The sequence below is a fragment of the Rhodoferax sp. GW821-FHT10B06 genome (assembly GCF_059415605.1).
In genome coordinates, this window is the sequence record NZ_JBWKNO010000025.1 from 46,786 (window position 1) to 61,232 (window position 14,447).

Consider the following 14,447-nt stretch of genomic DNA (forward strand, 5'->3'; position numbering starts at 1 on the left):
CCTATTCCATGCAATCCTCTCCCCTCCAATGGCAAAACCTGCCCGCCAGCGACCTGCAGAAAACCGTCAGCCTGCGCGCCGAGTGGGACCGCCTGAACCAGGAGCGCAGCAACCTGCCCTTCATGACGGCTGATGCCATCCAGCTAGCCATCCAAATATTCGGCGCCGGCAACGAACGGCTGCTGGTCGCCCGGCAGGCCAACAGCCTGGTTGCCATGCTGATCGTGGTGCCAGCGGGGCGTTTCCAATGGAGAACCTTTCAGCCATCCCAACTACCGCTGGGTGCCTGGGTGGCATCCAACAGTCTTACGGCTTCGGAGCTGGCGCGCAGCGTGTGCTGCGGCCCGCTGGGCCTGTGCCTGGGCTTTTCACTGACGCAGGTAGATCCTTTGCTGGCACCACGCGAAGCCGAGCTGTCCGACACCAAACCCATGGACTACATCGATACCGGCTGGATCGATATCGCTGGTAGCTATGAAGACTACTGGGCGGCACGCGGCAAAAACCTGCGGCAGAACATGCGCAAGCAACGCAACAAGCTGGCCGCCGAAGGCGTGGTCACCGAAATGCGCAGCTTCACCGCCCCAGAGGACATGCCAGACGCCATTGCCCGCTATGGTGCATTGGAAAGCGCAGGCTGGAAAGCCGGCAAGGGTACGGCCATCCACCCCGAGAACGACCAAGGGCGCTTCTACATCCAGTTGCTGCAAACCGCCGCACGTCAAGGTGGGGCCGTGGTGTTTGAGTACCTGTTCAACGGGAAAACCGTGGCCTTGAACCTATGTCTGCAACGCGCAGGCATGCTGGTGATCCTGAAAACCGCCTACGACGAAAGCATACAGGCCTACTCCCCGGCGTTTTTGCTCAGCCAGGACGTGCTGGAAAAGCTGTTCGCCGAGGGCCAGATCCACCGGCTGGAATACTACGGCCGCATGATGGAATGGCATACCCGCTGGACCGAAAACCAGCGCAGCCTCTACCACCTCACCAGCTACCGCTGGCCCTGGTTGAAGAGCCTGGCTGAACGCCGGCGCCAAATGCAGGCTAGCGCTGCAGCACCGGCGCCTGCCGCAGAGAACCCCGCCAAGGCTGCCGCAACGGCCGAGTAGGAGCGCCATGATCACGGTCATCATCCCTTACTACCAGCGAGAGGCCGGCATTCTGGCCAAGGCTCTGGCCAGCGTTGCCGCCCAGCAGCCCGCGGGCATGCCCATACAGGTGCTGGTGGTGGACGATGCCTCGCCGACACCCGCAGAACCCGAGGTAGAAGCCATCGGAGCGTTCAGCAGCCAGGTGAGAATCATCAAGCAGCCCAATGGCGGCCCCGGTGCTGCGCGCAACACAGGCATAGACCACGCCCCCACGGGCACCCGCTACATCGCCTTTCTGGATTCGGACGATATCTGGTCCAACGACCATCTGGCGCGCGCCACCGCAGCGCTGGGCTCGGGTTACAACTTTTATTTCGCCGACCATTTCCAGCTGGGGGCTACCGTGGGCGCATTTGCCCGCGCCGGCCGCATCCAACCAGACAAGCACCCACAGCTACCCGATACATTCCCCGGCCTGCATGCCTACCAGGGCGATTTGCTGGACCAGATCATCCGCGGCAATGTGATCGGCACCTCCACCGTCGTGTACGACCTGCAAAAGTTTCCAGACAAGCGCTTCAAAGTCGAATTTACCAACGCCGGTGAAGACTATCTTTTCTGGATGGACATCGCCCATAGCGGCGCCAAAGTGGCTTTCTCCAGCACCTGCGAGGCGCATTACGGACGCGGCGTGAACATCTTTGCCGGCACCGGTTGGGGGACTGAAAAACACCTGCTGCGCCTGCACAACGAAATCAAGTACCAAAAGCTGACCTGCCAGCTATTCCCGGTCACGCCGGTCCAGCGCGCCCACATCAACGCCAGCCTGTCCAGGCTGCGCAAAGCCTTTGCCAGTGATCTTCTGCACCGGGTGGCGCACCGCAAAAAGATCCCCATGGGACTGTTGTGGCGGCATCTGCAACTGGACCCGTTGAGCTTCTTGCTGATGCCGTTTTCGCTAGCGAGCGGGCTGCTCCAACGCGGCAAGAGTTGAGTGCGACTGGAACTTGAGTGCGCATATCGTCGCTATCAAACTCGTAGCTAGTCCCGCCCAATATACCTGCGCCAAGCCGTATTTTGAGCTGATATATCCCCCCATCAAAGCACCCAGCACGCCAGGGCAACCATAGCCCAGCACGGTGTACAAAGCCTGGCCACGGCCTCGCAGACGGCCCGGAAAATAGTGTGACAGCAGCGCAATGCAGGCGCCATGGTGGGCAGCGAAAGTCAGGGCATGCAGGGTCTGGGCCAGCACCAATACCCACAGCACATGGGCGCTGCTGGCCGTCAAAACCATGCGCACGGCCATGGCCAGCGCCGCAAACATCAGCCAGCGCGGCAGGCCAACGCGGGGCAACCACCGACTTTGGGTAAAAAACCAGGCCACCTCGGCCACCACCGACACCGCCCACAGCAAGCCTATGGTGGTCTTGCTATAGCCCAACGCATCCAGGTACAGCGAGAAAAACACATTGATGCCTGTATGCGACAGCACTTGGAAAAAGCAGCTGACGAACATCCAGCGTACCGCCCGCTGGCGCAGGATAGGCCAGATCGGCGGCCGTGGCTGCTGGGTGTGTACGGCCTCCTTGGTGTTTGGCATCCAGGCGCTGCTGGCCAGTAGCACCAGCAAACTCAGCCAGGTCACGCCCGGAAAACCCTGCATGCCAAACCGATCAAACCACATGCCACACAGCAAGACCGACAGCATGAAACCCAGCGAACCCCACAGGCGCACACGCCCATAGCGCTGGGCGTTGAAGCCACCGTCGCGGCTGACCAGCTCAGCCATGGCGGCTTCGCTCATCGGGGTCATAGAGCTGGTATGGGTGTACAGCAGCAACAACACGGCACCCAGCCAGACCAGGCCCCAGTCCAGCGCCAGCCCCAAAGAAACCACCAGTGCCGCCAAGGCGCAATAGCGCAGCAACGCCACCCGTTCGCCGGTATGGTCGCTCAACGCACCCCAGCCATAAGGTGCAAACAACCGGGTCGCGGCCTGGATGGAGGTCAGCATCGAGATCGTGACCAAACCCAGGCCCTGGCTCTTCAGCCAGAGCGGCAGGTAGGAAGTAAAAAACCCGGCATGCGCAAAATAGCAGGCCGAAAACACGGCAAACGGCGCCAGCTGGCGGCGACCCACCAGCCCTGCGGGTGCCGTGGCGGGCATCAGCCGGCCGACGATGCTATCGGGCCTACCGCCTGCACCACATCTGCATTCTGGGCGCGCTGGCGCAGGGCATGCTCCATCACCACCAAGGCCAGCAAAGCCTCCACGATAGGTGTGGCACGGATACCTACGCAGGGGTCGTGCCGCCCCTTGGTCACCACCTCGGTAGACACCCCTTGCGTGTCGATGGACTCGCGCGGCGTGATGATGGAGCTAGTGGGCTTGATGGCGATAGACACTTCCAGATCCTGTCCGGTGCTGATACCGCCCAGAATGCCGCCTGCGTTATTGCTACGGAAACCCTGTGGCGACAGCGAATCGCCATGCATGCTGCCACGCTGGGCCACACTGGCAAAACCGGCACCAATTTCCACACCCTTGACGGCATTCAGCCCCATCATGGCGAAGGCAATATCTGCGTCCAGCTTGTCGTACAGCGGTTCGCCCAGACCCACTGGCACGCCCGAGGCCGTAACACGGATGCGTGCGCCGCAGGAGTCGCCGGCCTTGCGCAATGCGTCCATATAGTCTTCCAGAGCCGATACATCGGCCACCGGGGCGAAAAACGGGTTGTTCGGCACGTGCTCCCAGCTTTCGAAGGGAATGGCCAAGTCGCCCACCTGGGTCATGCAGCCGCGAAACACTACGCCGTATTTCTCGGCCAGCCATTTTTTGGCAACTGCGCCCGCTGCCACCGTGGGCGCCGTCAGGCGGGCTGAAGAGCGACCACCACCACGCGGATCGCGGATGCCGAATTTGTGCCAATAGGTGTAGTCGGCATGTCCAGGGCGAAAGCTCTGCGCAATCGCACTGTAATCCTTGCTGCGCTGGTCGGCATTGCGGATCAGCAGCGCAATCGGCGTGCCGGTGGTCTTGCCTTCATATACGCCGCTGAGGATTTCTACCGCGTCCGGCTCGTTGCGCTGGGTCACGTGTCGGCTGGTGCCGGGGCGCCGGCGGTCCAGATCGGTCTGAATATCGGCCTCGGTCAAGGCCATGCCCGGGGGGCAGCCGTCGATCACGCAGCCAATGGCTGGGCCGTGGGATTCACCAAAATTGGTGACTGCGAATAAGTTTCCAAAGGTATTGCCGCTCATGGCACAGGATTATCCCCGACTACGGAGGTGGGAACAGTTCATGCTTAGTCGGCCGCACACCCATGCCGGTGTCCGTGCAACTTTTCAAGGAGAGGCCGATGCTGCAACCCACCCCGACCGATTTCTCACATGTCAAACCCGGTGACACCGACTATGTGCAAGGCGGCTTGCGCGATTTCTTTTTGTACCGCGACCTGGGCATTGCCGAGGCCACGCACGGAAAGGTGATTGCGCACCTGGTCAAGGCAAATATGGCTCCAGAAAAGGGCACTGGCTGGCACCGACATGAAGCGGATTTTCAGATCGTCATCATGGTCAAAGGCTGGGCCCGCTTCATGTACGAAGACAAGGAAACCCTGGTGCAGGCCGGCGACTGCGTGCACCAACGCCCCGGCATAAGGCACTACCTGTTCGACTATTCACCGGACATGGAATACCTGGAGATCGTCTCGCCCGCCAACTTCAAGTCGATTGACGTCGAACCGGTATGCGATATACCTGATCCAACGCCCTGGAACTAAAACTCCGCATCCAGCTCGTCGATATCCTCGGGCTCCTCCAGCGCAGCGGCTATCCACTCCTGCATGGCCGGCAAAGCCATGATGCGCTGGCAGTAAGCACTGCACACCGGGTCCAGCACCACGCTGTAGGTTAGAAAACGCGTCACCACCGGCGCGTACATGGCATCCGCCAGCGTGACCTGGGCTCCAAAAAGGTAGGGGCCGCCATAGTTGGCCAAGCACTCTTTCCAGATCTCCACGATACGGTCTATGTCACTCTGGGCGCGGGACCAAATCTTGAAATCTGCAAAATGGGCTTTCAAATTCATGGGCAGAGCGGTGCGCAAGGACGCAAAGCCCGAGTGCATTTCTCCGCAAATCGCCCGGCAATGCGCCCGGGCCGCAGCATCCGCAGGCAGCAGCCCGGCTTTGGGCTTGATCTCGTTCAGGTATTCGCCAATCGCCAGCGTGTCCCACACCTTGATCTTGTTGTGCACCAGCGACGGCACCAGCATGGAGGAAGACATCAGCAGCATCTCGGCCTTCATGGCCGGATCATCGGGCGAAACCACCTGCTCTTCAAAATCCAGGCCCGCGAATTTGGCCATCAACCAACCACGTAAAGCCCAGGCGCCGTAGTTTTTACTGCTGATGGTCAACTCGGCTTTGCGCATGGATGCTCCTTGTGTGGTGGGCTATTTGAGCAAGGGCTGTGCCAGAGAACAGGCTGATTTTTACCAAACGTAACAAGCACATAGACCCCATATGGCCCATAACTTGCCTGCGTAACTTGGGTCCATCCGCCCCACCGAAAACAAACCATGCTGTACCAGGCCTACCAACTCCAGTCCGATTGGATGTCGCCGCTGCGGCTCATGGCCCAAAGCGCCGCTGCAGCCCTGTGGCTCAACGATACCGAGGGCAGTCCGGTGCGCCGTATTGCGGCCGCATGCGACGTGTTTTCACGCATACGGCTGACCCATACCCGCCCCAGCTATGACATCCACACGGTGCAGATGGCCGGGCGCGACGTGGACATCGCCGAAGAAACCGTGCTCAGCCTGCCCTTTGGCAGCCTCTTGCATTTCAAGAAAATCGGTGTCGAGCTGCAGACCCCACAGCCACCCGTGTTGCTGGTGGCGCCGCTGTCCGGCCACTTTGCCACGCTGTTGCGCGAAACCCTGCGCACCCTGCTGCAGGACCACGACGTCTACATCACCGACTGGCACAACGCCCGCGACGTCGCGCTGAGCCACGGGGCATTCACGCTGGACGACTACACCGCGCACATGATCCGGTTCATTGAAACCATAGGTCCGGGCTCCCACGTGATTGCGGTCTGCCAACCCTGCGTGGCCGCCCTGGCCGCTACCGCCGTAATGGCCGAAGACGATAACCCCTGCCAGCCCCGCAGCCTGACCCTGATGGCCGGGCCGGTGGACTGCCGCATCAACCCCACCGGCGTCAACGCCCTGGCCACCAGCAAGCCGATTGAGTGGTTCGAACAAAACCTGATCACCCACGTACCCCTGCCGCACAAGGGCTTTATGCGCCGGGTCTACCCTGGTTTCATACAGCTCAGCGCGTTTTTAAGCATGAATCTGGAGCGCCACAAGCAGCAGTACAAAGAGATGTACAAATACCTGCTGGACGGCGAACTGGACAAGGCCGAAACCATACGCAAGTTCTACGACGAATACCTGGCGGTGAACGACCTGCCAGCCGAGTTCTACCTGGAAACCGTGGAAAAGGTATTCCAGACCTATGACCTGCCACGCGGCGTGCTGACTTTCCAGGGCCGTACCGTGAAGCCAGCGGCCATTCGTCGCACCGCCCTGATGACAGTGGAAGGCGAGCGTGACGACATCTGCTCAGTCGGCCAAACCATGGCCGCACAAGACCTGTGCACCAGCATCCGCCCCAGCAAGCGGGTCCACCACATCCAGACGGGTGTGGGCCACTACGGTGTGTTCAGCGGCAAAAAGTGGAACCAGCAGATCTACCCGCGCGTGCGCGACATGATCTACGCCAACCAAGCTTGAACACCCCCAGGCTCCAGTGCGTCGCACTTTCCGCCAACCCCCTTGCAGGGGGCGATGCCAGTGGCCCGGCAGAGCCGGTTCCACGGCATCCTCGGTAGGTAGCGTTCCTACCGCAAAGTGCCACGCCGGTAGTAAGCGCCCAAAAACAAAAAAGCCCGGCTAGCCGGGCTTTTTAATGGGGTAACTACGCTTATTTGGCGTCCGTCTCTTCGTCATCGCCTGCGGGCCAGTCACGGATATAGGCCTTGAGCATCTTGTTTTCGAAGTTCTGGCTGTCCACCACGGCCTTGGCCACGTCGTAGAAGCTGATCACCCCCATCAGCATCTTCTGGTTCATTACCGGCATGTAGCGGGCATGGCGGTCCAGCATCATGCGGCGCACTTCGTCCAGCTCGGTTTCGGGCGTGCAGGTCAGGGGGTGATCGTCCATGGCGGTACGCACCAGGGTGCTGCCGATGGAGCCGCCGTTTTTCACCAGTTGCTGAATGACCTCACGGAAGGTCAGCATGCCGACCAAATCGCCATGGGACATCACCACCAGAGAGCCCATATCCTTCTCGGCCATCACGTTCAAGGCAGCAGACAAAAGCTCATCAGGATTGGCCGTGTAGAGCGTATTGCCTTTCACACGCAGGATATCGCTAACTTTCATGGTGTTCTCCTCGTAACTCGGTGGGGTTGGATAGTTGCAATATAGCCCACAATGGCCCAGCAGAATGCATGGAATACGTTTAAACAGCGCGCCCACAGCAGCTATTTTCCAGACACAACACACTGCACCCACCCGCCGCGGGCTCATTGGGGAATCACAGGGCGTGCTACAACTTTTTACACTTTAGTGGCCAACTGGTGATGCTCCAAGGTCAAGGGCATATAGCGCAGAGAAATGCTGCGGCGCAGCACGGCCCGTAAAATCAGCGGATGTCTTATTACCTGGCCAAAGCCCCCTACTGGATCACCCGTTTTGGTGAAATGGGCATCGTGCTGCCCATGGCAGCCGTACTGGCCGTGTGGATGGTGGCGTCCACCCGCTCGCTGCGTCCGGTATTGGGCTGGCTGGTGCCGCTGGGCCTGGTCATTGCAGTCACCACGGCGTCCAAGATCGCCTTCATAGGCTGGGGCCTGGGGATTGCGGCGCTGGACTTCACCGGCTTCTCGGGCCATGCCATGTTCTCCGCCGCCATCTACCCGGTGCTGGCCTATACCCTGACGGCGCACGCGCGCAACGCACGCACAGTACGCCTGGCGGTCATGGGCGGCTACGCACTGGCCCTGCTGGTTGCCTGGAGCCGGGTATACATCCAGGTGCATTCCTGGTCCGAAGTGGTGGCCGGTTTTGTGCTGGGCACCACCGCCAGCGCCTGGACCATCTGGCGCAGCCAGTACACCCACCACGGCATGCCCGGACGCTGGGCACTGCTGCCCGTGGTCGGCTGGCTCAGCATCATGCCCCTGCAGGCAGCACCGTCACGCTCGCACGATATGGTGACCCGGCTGGCACTGGAACTGGCCGCGCACGACACGCCTTACCGCCGTGCAGACATGCACAAAGCAGAGGAAAAAGCCCCGTAAACACATAACTTTACGCGGCTAAACTGGCCGTCCCTTTTGTCGTCACATGACGGGACTGCCTCCATGAAAATTCGCTCCTGGCGCCTCCTCGCCGCCGTGCTTGCCATCGTTGCCGCAGTGGCCGCAGGCATTGGTTGGTATCTGTCACAGCCGTCCACGCCCAGCCGCGTGGATGTGGGCAGCGCCGAGCCCTTCGCCTGGGTGGACTGCAAGGCACGCCTACTAGACGGCTCCCCTGCCCTCGCGGTCATGTTCACCCAGCCGCTGGCGCGCTCGCAGGACTGGGCCAAGCTGATCAAGGCCACCGAAGGTGAAAAACCCGAGAGCGCCCGCCCCATAGATGCCCGCTGGGTGCTGGGCGACAACCCACGCGTGCTCTACCTACCGTTCGCCACGCCCGACCGCACCTACAACATCGCGCTCAGCGAAGGCCTGACGGCCGCGGCCGGTGGCACCCTGGGCGCAGCGCACAACTGCAGCGTGAAGAGCGAGGCGATGCCCGAATCCTTCTACTTCGCCAGCAAAGGCATCGTGCTGCCCGCAGGCCAAAACGGTGGTCTGCCGGTAGTCACTATCAACACCCCCGAGGTAGACGTGCAGTTCCTGCGCGTGAACGCCGAGTCGCTGCCGGCCTTCCTGGAGCAAGTCGGTGGCCGCCAAGACCGCCGCAACCACACGGACGACGAAGATGAAGGCGACTACGACAACAGCTACCAGGACCCCGGCAGCAAGCTCAAGGGTACGGTAGGCGGCTACCAGTTGGACAAACTGCGAGAGATGTCCAGCAGCGTCTACATGTCGCGCTTCACCACCGATGCACGGCCGAATCGGCGCAACGTCAGCTTCCTTCCGGTCGAGAAGATCAAGGAACTGCAAGAGCCCGGCGTCTACGTGGCGGTGATGAACACGCCCGGCCGCTTTGGCTGGGACTTCCAGGTCACCTACTTCTACGTGACCGATATCGGCCTGCACGTGCGCCGCCATGCCGAGCAAACCGATGTGTTCACCACCTCGCTCAAAAGCGGCGAAGCCCTGCGTGGCATCGAGCTGACGCTGATCGATGAAAACGGCAAGAACCTGGCCCAGGTCAACACCGACGGTGAAGGCCACGCCGTGCTGGATGGCCGCACCGACAAGGGCCGCGCCATCGTCGCCCGCAAGGGCAAGGAAATGTCGGTCATCGCCCTGCGCGACCCGGCGCTGGACCTGTCGGAATACGACGTAGGCGGCTACCCCTCGCGCAACCAGAAGCTCTTCGTCTACGCCGGGCGCGACCTGTACCGCCCGGGCGAGCAATTCACCGTGTCCGTGCTGGCCCGTGATGCCGATGGCAAGCCCCTGCCCGCCCCCCTCCCCGCTTCCCAGGCTGGTGGTGCCCTGCCCATCACCCTGGTACTGAAGCGGCCCGACGGCGAAAGCGTCTCCACCCAGATCGTGCGCCCGTCCACCAGCGGCACGGCCTACTACCAGCAGGCGCTAAACCTGCCCGCCGACGCCCCCACCGGCCGCTGGCTGCTGGAGGCCCGCGTGGACCCCGGTGCCAAACGGCCCGACGCCGCCTGGAGCTTCCAGGTCGAAGAGTTCCTGCCCGAGCGCATGAAGCTAGACCTAAAGGCCCCCGATGCCGTGCTGCAAGACAAGGCCGCGCTGACGGTGCAGGTCGAAGGCAACTACCTCTACGGCGCCCCCGCCGCCGGCAACCGCCTGCTGGCCAGCCTGGCGGTGGAGCGCCTGCGCGTGGCCCTGCCGCAAACCTGGCCCGGCTTCATCTTTGGCGATATCGCCGATGACAGCGCCAAGAAGCGCCAAGACCTGGGCGAGAACGCCCTGGACGACGCCGGCAAGGCCGAGGTCGATGTACCACTGGAGTTGAGCGAGCGCAGCTCGCCCATGCAGGTGCGCGCCAGCTTCAGCCTGCTGGAATCGGGTGGCCGCCCGGTGGTGCGCTCCATCGAACGCGCCTGGTGGCCCGCCGCCGAGTTGGTCGGCATACGCCCCCTGTTCGACCGCGACATCGCGGCCGAAGGCGGCCTGGCCGAATTCGAGGTGGCCCGCGTTAACACCCAGGGCAAGTTCGTGCCCGCCAAGGGCCTGCAAATCCGCCTGCTGCGCGAGGAACGCCAGTGGTACTGGCGCTACGACGACAACCGGGGCTGGAACAGCGGCTACCACGAGGAAGAAGAACTCATCGAGGCCCGCAACATCAACCTGGCCGCCCGCAGCAAGATCGCCCTGCCCGTCAAATACGGCCGCTACCGGCTGGAGATCAACGACCCGACCACCGGCCAGACCGCGCGCTACCGCTTCTACGCCGGCTGGGGCGCGCAAGACGCCGACGACATGGGCAACCGCCCCGACCGCGTGGGCCTGAAGTTGGAAGGCGCACCGTTCAAGGCCGGTGACCGCGCCAAGCTGACCATCACCCCGCCGCACGACGGCGAGGCCCTGGTCACCGTGGAAGGCGACCGCGTGCTGTACCAAAAGCGCGTCAGCGTCAGCGCCAGCGGCACCTCCATCGAGATCCCGGTAGACCCGGCCTGGAACCGGCATGACCTGTACATCGGCGTGGTGGCCTTCCGCCCTGGCAGCCAGGGCGACCGCATCACCCCGGCGCGTGCGCTGGGCCTGGTACACCTGCCGCTGAACCGCGATGCACGCAAGCTCAAGCTGGCCATCACGGCACCGGCCAAGACCGTGCCCGAGCAGAAAGTGCCCGTGAAGCTCAAGCTGACCGACGCCGCGGGCAAGCCCCTCAAGGCCGGCCAGGCCATGGTCACCCTGTCCGCTGTGGACGTGGGCATTCTCAACATCACCCGCTACGCCACGCCCAACCCGGTGGACTTCTTCTTCGGCAGGCACCGCTATGACGCCGACCTGCTGGACATCTACGGCAAGCTGATCGAGAAGATGGACGGCAACCAGGCCAAGCAACGCTTCGGCGGCGACGCCAGCAAACGCGACACCCAAAGCATGCCCCGCAAGGTGCGCCTGGTGGACCTGTTCAGCGGCCCGGTGCAGCTAGACGCGAATGGCGAGGCCACCATCCCGCTGGACCTGCCCGACTTCAACGGCACGCTGCGCCTGATGGCCGTGGCCAGCACACCTGACAGCTACGCCAGCGCCGACGCTGAAATGGTGGTCGCCGCCCCACTGGTGGCCGAGCTGTCCATGCCGCGCTTCATCGCCCCCGGCGACGTGGCCACCATCGCGCTGGACGTGACCAACCTCTCCGGCAGCCCGCAAGAGGTCAAGGTGCAGATCGAGGCCAGCAGCCCGCTGAAGATCACCGGCGCCCAGGCCCCGGTGAAGCTGGCCGACAAGCAGCGCAGCATCCTGCGCTACACGGCCGAGGCCACCGACGCCTACGGCCTGGCGCCCATCAAGCTCACCGTCACCGCCGGCAAGCTGAAGGTGGTGCGCGAAGCCGCGCTGCAGGTCCAGCCCGCCACCCCGCTGGTGCGCGAGCTGCGCCGCGTGCGCGTGGAGCCGGACGGCAGCTACAAGGTCGACCCCGCGCTGGCCGACGCCTTCTGGGCCGGCTCGGCCCGCGTCAGCCTCAGCCTGTCGAACAAGCCGCCCATCGACGTGCGCGCCGCCGTACAAGGGCTGCTGATGTACCCCTACGGCTGCTTGGAGCAGACCACCAGCAGCGCCTACCCGCTGGTCTTCATCGACGAAGCCGGCGCCACCGCCTACGGCATGAAGCCGCTGTCGCGTGAAGAGCGCGCCAAGCGCCTGGACGTGGCCTTTGGCCGACTCGCCGGCATGCAGCAGCCGCAAGGTGGCTTCGGCCTGTGGGCCGCCAGCAGCCCGTATGAGGCCTGGCTCAGCGCCTATGTCACCGGCTTTCTGCAGGACGCGCACGACGCCGGTTTTGCTGTGCCCGAGACCATGCAGACCCGCGCCCTTAACTCGCTGCTGGAGCAGTTCCAGAAAGCCCCCGGCCTGCAGACCAAGCCGCCCAAGGACATCCACCGCGATGCCCAGGGCCGCGTGGCCGACTACCGCGAGGTTGAAGCCCTGCGCATGGCCCACCAACGCCTGTCCGAGGCCGCCCACGCCGGCTACATCCTGGCACGTGCGCAGAAAGCTCCGCTGGCCACGCTGCGCACCTTGTTTGACGACTACCGCGGCAACGCCCGCTCGCCCCTGGTGTTGGTGCACCTGGGCCTGGCCCTGCAGCTGATGGGTGACGAGACCCGCGCCAAGACCGCCTTCGACGAGGCCCTGAAGCTGGACTACGGCATCAACCCCGCCAACAACGGCTACTGGGGCGAATGGCTGGGCGACTACGGCTCGCGCGTGCGCGACAAGGCCATGGCCTACGCCCTGCTCCTGCGCCACAAAGTCGCCCACCCGCAGCGTGAAAACCTGCTGCTGGACCTGGCCGCTGACTTCGACAAACGCCAGTACTACTCCACCCAGGAAAAGCTGGCTCTGTTCCTGGCGGCCCGCGCTGCCGGTGGTGCAGGCGACCAGGCCTGGACCGCCAGCCTGCAAACCGGCGCCAACACCGAGAACCTCAGCAGCAAGACCACCGAGCTGCGCAGCTTCGACGTGGCCGCGCTCAAACGCGGCATCAGCCTGACCAGCAAGAACAGCGAACCCCTGTTCGTCGAAGTCGCCGCCGAGGGCTACCCCGTCAAGCCCTTACCGCCGCAGGACGACCGCATCAGCCTGGAGCGGACTTGGTGGTCCACCAGCGGCGCCAAGCTCGACACCCGCCAGTTCAAGACCGGCGACATGGTGGTGGTGCGCTTGCGCGTCCAAGCCAAGCAGCGCGTCAAGGACGCGATGGTGATAGACCGCATCCCCGCCGGCATGGAGGTAGAAAACCTCAACCTCAGCCAGGGCGTCCAGGCCAGCGAATTCACCGTAGAAGGCGTGAACGTGGGCCAGGCGCTGCAAAACGAGCGCATCAAGCACAGCGAATACCGCGACGACCGCTTCGTGGTGGCCGCCGAGCTGGACGGCAGCAAGCTCGACCTGTTCTACCTGCTGCGCGTGGTCACCCCCGGCAAGTTCGTCGTGCCCGCCCCGTTCGCCGAGGACATGTACCGCCCCGACATCCGAGGTGTGGGCAAGCCCGAGGCCGACGTGATGGTCACAGACCCGCGCGCCAAGTAAGACCTTTTACTATTAAATAAATAGCTGCCAGCGCAGGCATTACCTGCGCTGGCAGCCTATTTCTCTATATACCCCATGCTGAACAACGCCCTCCGCTACAAACAATGGGCCGACCGCCGCACGCTGGACGCCGTGGCCCAGATCGATGCACAGCGCTTCCCATCGTCCCTGGCCTTCGCCCGCCAGCAGCTGAACCATATAGTGCGGGTGGAAGAACTGTTCCGCGCCCGCCTGCTCGGCCAGGCGGAGCCCCATGCCAGCACCAACACGGAGGTTGTGCCCACCCTGGAAGAACTGGACCGCAGACTGTCCGCATCCAACGCCTGGCTGCTGCCCTATGCCGCAGCGCTGTCGCCCGAGCAGCTTGCCGCATCCATCCACTTCCAGTTTGTAGACGGCCAGGCCGGCCGCCTGAACCGCGAGGAGGCGCTGTTCCACTTCGTCAACCACGGCACCTACCACCGTGGCGCCATAGGCCATGCGCTGGATCTGGCACAGGCCCCGCGCCCGGCAGATACCTATACCGTCTTCATCCACGCCGCAGAGCCGGGGCGACGGGAACCGGCATAAAGGCACCTCGGCGCTAGGCCATGGGGTCAGATCCGAATTGCGCTCTGTCTGCCCATCGAGGCCCACCACGCCTACCCGCATTTCGGCTCTGACCCCAGGGCTGGATTTACGATCACTCTCAAATTGATAGCTTCTCGCGCAGGTATCTTCTGCGCTAGCGGTCGATTTGGCTTGAGCTTTTAGATTGGGTGGATGCTGCCAGCATCCCCGGCCGGGAGTTCGCCCCGGCGGGCGAGGTACTTCTTCTTTGCTTCGCCAAAGAAAAGTACCCAAAAGAA

Annotated in this window: 11 protein-coding genes; 7 read left to right on the forward strand and 4 right to left on the reverse strand. The window is 63.1% G+C overall.

Annotated elements, in window-relative coordinates; genetic code table 11:
• Positions 1 to 8: 8 nt before the first annotated feature.
• A complete protein-coding gene (locus AC07O2_RS24895) occupies positions 9 to 1,109 on the forward strand; it encodes a GNAT family N-acetyltransferase (protein WP_495234818.1) in 1,101 nt (366 codons plus the stop codon).
• A 7-nt stretch (positions 1,110 to 1,116) separates the two neighbouring features.
• Complete coding sequence (locus AC07O2_RS24900) at positions 1,117 to 2,085, forward strand: glycosyltransferase family 2 protein (protein ID WP_495234819.1); 969 nt, start codon at positions 1,117 to 1,119, stop codon at positions 2,083 to 2,085.
• Here the strand turns inward: AC07O2_RS24900 and AC07O2_RS24905 are convergent.
• Complete coding sequence (locus AC07O2_RS24905; RefSeq protein ID WP_495106935.1) at positions 2,050 to 3,261, reverse strand: MFS transporter; 1,212 nt, start codon at positions 3,259 to 3,261, stop codon at positions 2,050 to 2,052. The genes AC07O2_RS24900 and AC07O2_RS24905 overlap by 36 nt on opposite strands.
• Positions 3,261 to 4,358 carry a chorismate synthase gene (gene aroC, locus AC07O2_RS24910; RefSeq protein WP_495234820.1) on the reverse strand — a complete coding sequence of 366 codons (1,098 nt, stop codon included), beginning with the start codon at positions 4,356 to 4,358 and terminating at the stop codon, positions 3,261 to 3,263. Before aroC ends, AC07O2_RS24905 begins: the two co-directional genes overlap by 1 nt.
• A 98-nt stretch (positions 4,359 to 4,456) precedes the next feature.
• Here aroC and AC07O2_RS24915 point away from each other — a divergent pair, with 98 nt between their 5' ends.
• Entirely contained in the window at positions 4,457 to 4,879 is a 423-nt protein-coding gene (locus AC07O2_RS24915) for a cupin domain-containing protein (protein WP_495106933.1), read from the forward strand.
• Here the strand turns inward: AC07O2_RS24915 and AC07O2_RS24920 are convergent.
• Positions 4,876 to 5,532: a glutathione S-transferase gene (locus AC07O2_RS24920; RefSeq protein WP_495234821.1), complete on the reverse strand. Its 657-nt coding sequence runs from the start codon at positions 5,530 to 5,532 to the stop codon at positions 4,876 to 4,878. The two genes, AC07O2_RS24915 and AC07O2_RS24920, sit on opposite strands and share 4 nt — an antisense overlap.
• 147 nt (positions 5,533 to 5,679) lie before the next feature.
• Between AC07O2_RS24920 and AC07O2_RS24925 the strand changes: the two genes are divergently transcribed.
• Positions 5,680 to 6,900, forward strand: a complete 1,221-nt coding sequence (locus AC07O2_RS24925) for a polyhydroxyalkanoate depolymerase (RefSeq protein WP_495234822.1) — start codon at positions 5,680 to 5,682, stop codon at positions 6,898 to 6,900.
• A gap of 190 nt (positions 6,901 to 7,090) precedes the next feature.
• Here the strand turns inward: AC07O2_RS24925 and AC07O2_RS24930 are convergent, their stop codons facing one another.
• Positions 7,091 to 7,552 carry a CBS domain-containing protein gene (locus AC07O2_RS24930; protein ID WP_495098827.1) on the reverse strand — a complete coding sequence of 154 codons (462 nt, stop codon included), beginning with the start codon at positions 7,550 to 7,552 and terminating at the stop codon, positions 7,091 to 7,093.
• A 269-nt stretch (positions 7,553 to 7,821) separates the two neighbouring features.
• Between AC07O2_RS24930 and AC07O2_RS24935 the strand changes: the two genes are divergently transcribed.
• The 3 genes from AC07O2_RS24935 (at position 7,822) to AC07O2_RS24945 (ending at position 14,169) form a co-directional block, all read left to right on the forward strand.
• Positions 7,822 to 8,472 carry a phosphatase PAP2 family protein gene (locus tag AC07O2_RS24935; RefSeq protein ID WP_495106931.1) on the forward strand — a complete coding sequence of 217 codons (651 nt, stop codon included), beginning with the start codon at positions 7,822 to 7,824 and terminating at the stop codon, positions 8,470 to 8,472.
• Positions 8,473 to 8,535: 63 nt separating this feature from the next.
• Positions 8,536 to 13,599: an alpha-2-macroglobulin family protein gene (locus AC07O2_RS24940; protein ID WP_495234823.1), complete on the forward strand. Its 5,064-nt coding sequence runs from the start codon at positions 8,536 to 8,538 to the stop codon at positions 13,597 to 13,599.
• A gap of 75 nt (positions 13,600 to 13,674) precedes the next feature.
• A complete protein-coding gene (locus AC07O2_RS24945; protein WP_495234824.1) occupies positions 13,675 to 14,169 on the forward strand; it encodes a DinB family protein in 495 nt (164 codons plus the stop codon).
• The last annotated feature ends 278 nt before the right edge of the window (positions 14,170 to 14,447 follow it).

Excerpts from the sequence above, each read along its gene's own strand:
- AC07O2_RS24895 (WP_495234818.1), top strand. The coding sequence starts at position 9 with ATGCAATCCTCTCCCCTCCAATGGCAAAACCTGCCCGCCAGCGACCTG.
- AC07O2_RS24900 (WP_495234819.1), top strand. The coding sequence starts at position 1,117 with ATGATCACGGTCATCATCCCTTACTACCAGCGAGAGGCCGGCATTCTG.
- AC07O2_RS24905 (WP_495106935.1), bottom strand. The coding sequence starts at position 3,261 with ATGCCCGCCACGGCACCCGCAGGGCTGGTGGGTCGCCGCCAGCTGGCG.
- aroC (WP_495234820.1), bottom strand. The coding sequence starts at position 4,358 with ATGAGCGGCAATACCTTTGGAAACTTATTCGCAGTCACCAATTTTGGT.
- AC07O2_RS24915 (WP_495106933.1), top strand. The coding sequence starts at position 4,457 with ATGCTGCAACCCACCCCGACCGATTTCTCACATGTCAAACCCGGTGAC.
- AC07O2_RS24920 (WP_495234821.1), bottom strand. The coding sequence starts at position 5,532 with ATGCGCAAAGCCGAGTTGACCATCAGCAGTAAAAACTACGGCGCCTGG.
- AC07O2_RS24925 (WP_495234822.1), top strand. The coding sequence starts at position 5,680 with ATGCTGTACCAGGCCTACCAACTCCAGTCCGATTGGATGTCGCCGCTG.
- AC07O2_RS24930 (WP_495098827.1), bottom strand. The coding sequence starts at position 7,552 with ATGAAAGTTAGCGATATCCTGCGTGTGAAAGGCAATACGCTCTACACG.
- AC07O2_RS24935 (WP_495106931.1), top strand. The coding sequence starts at position 7,822 with ATGTCTTATTACCTGGCCAAAGCCCCCTACTGGATCACCCGTTTTGGT.
- AC07O2_RS24940 (WP_495234823.1), top strand. The coding sequence starts at position 8,536 with ATGAAAATTCGCTCCTGGCGCCTCCTCGCCGCCGTGCTTGCCATCGTT.
- AC07O2_RS24945 (WP_495234824.1), top strand. The coding sequence starts at position 13,675 with ATGCTGAACAACGCCCTCCGCTACAAACAATGGGCCGACCGCCGCACG.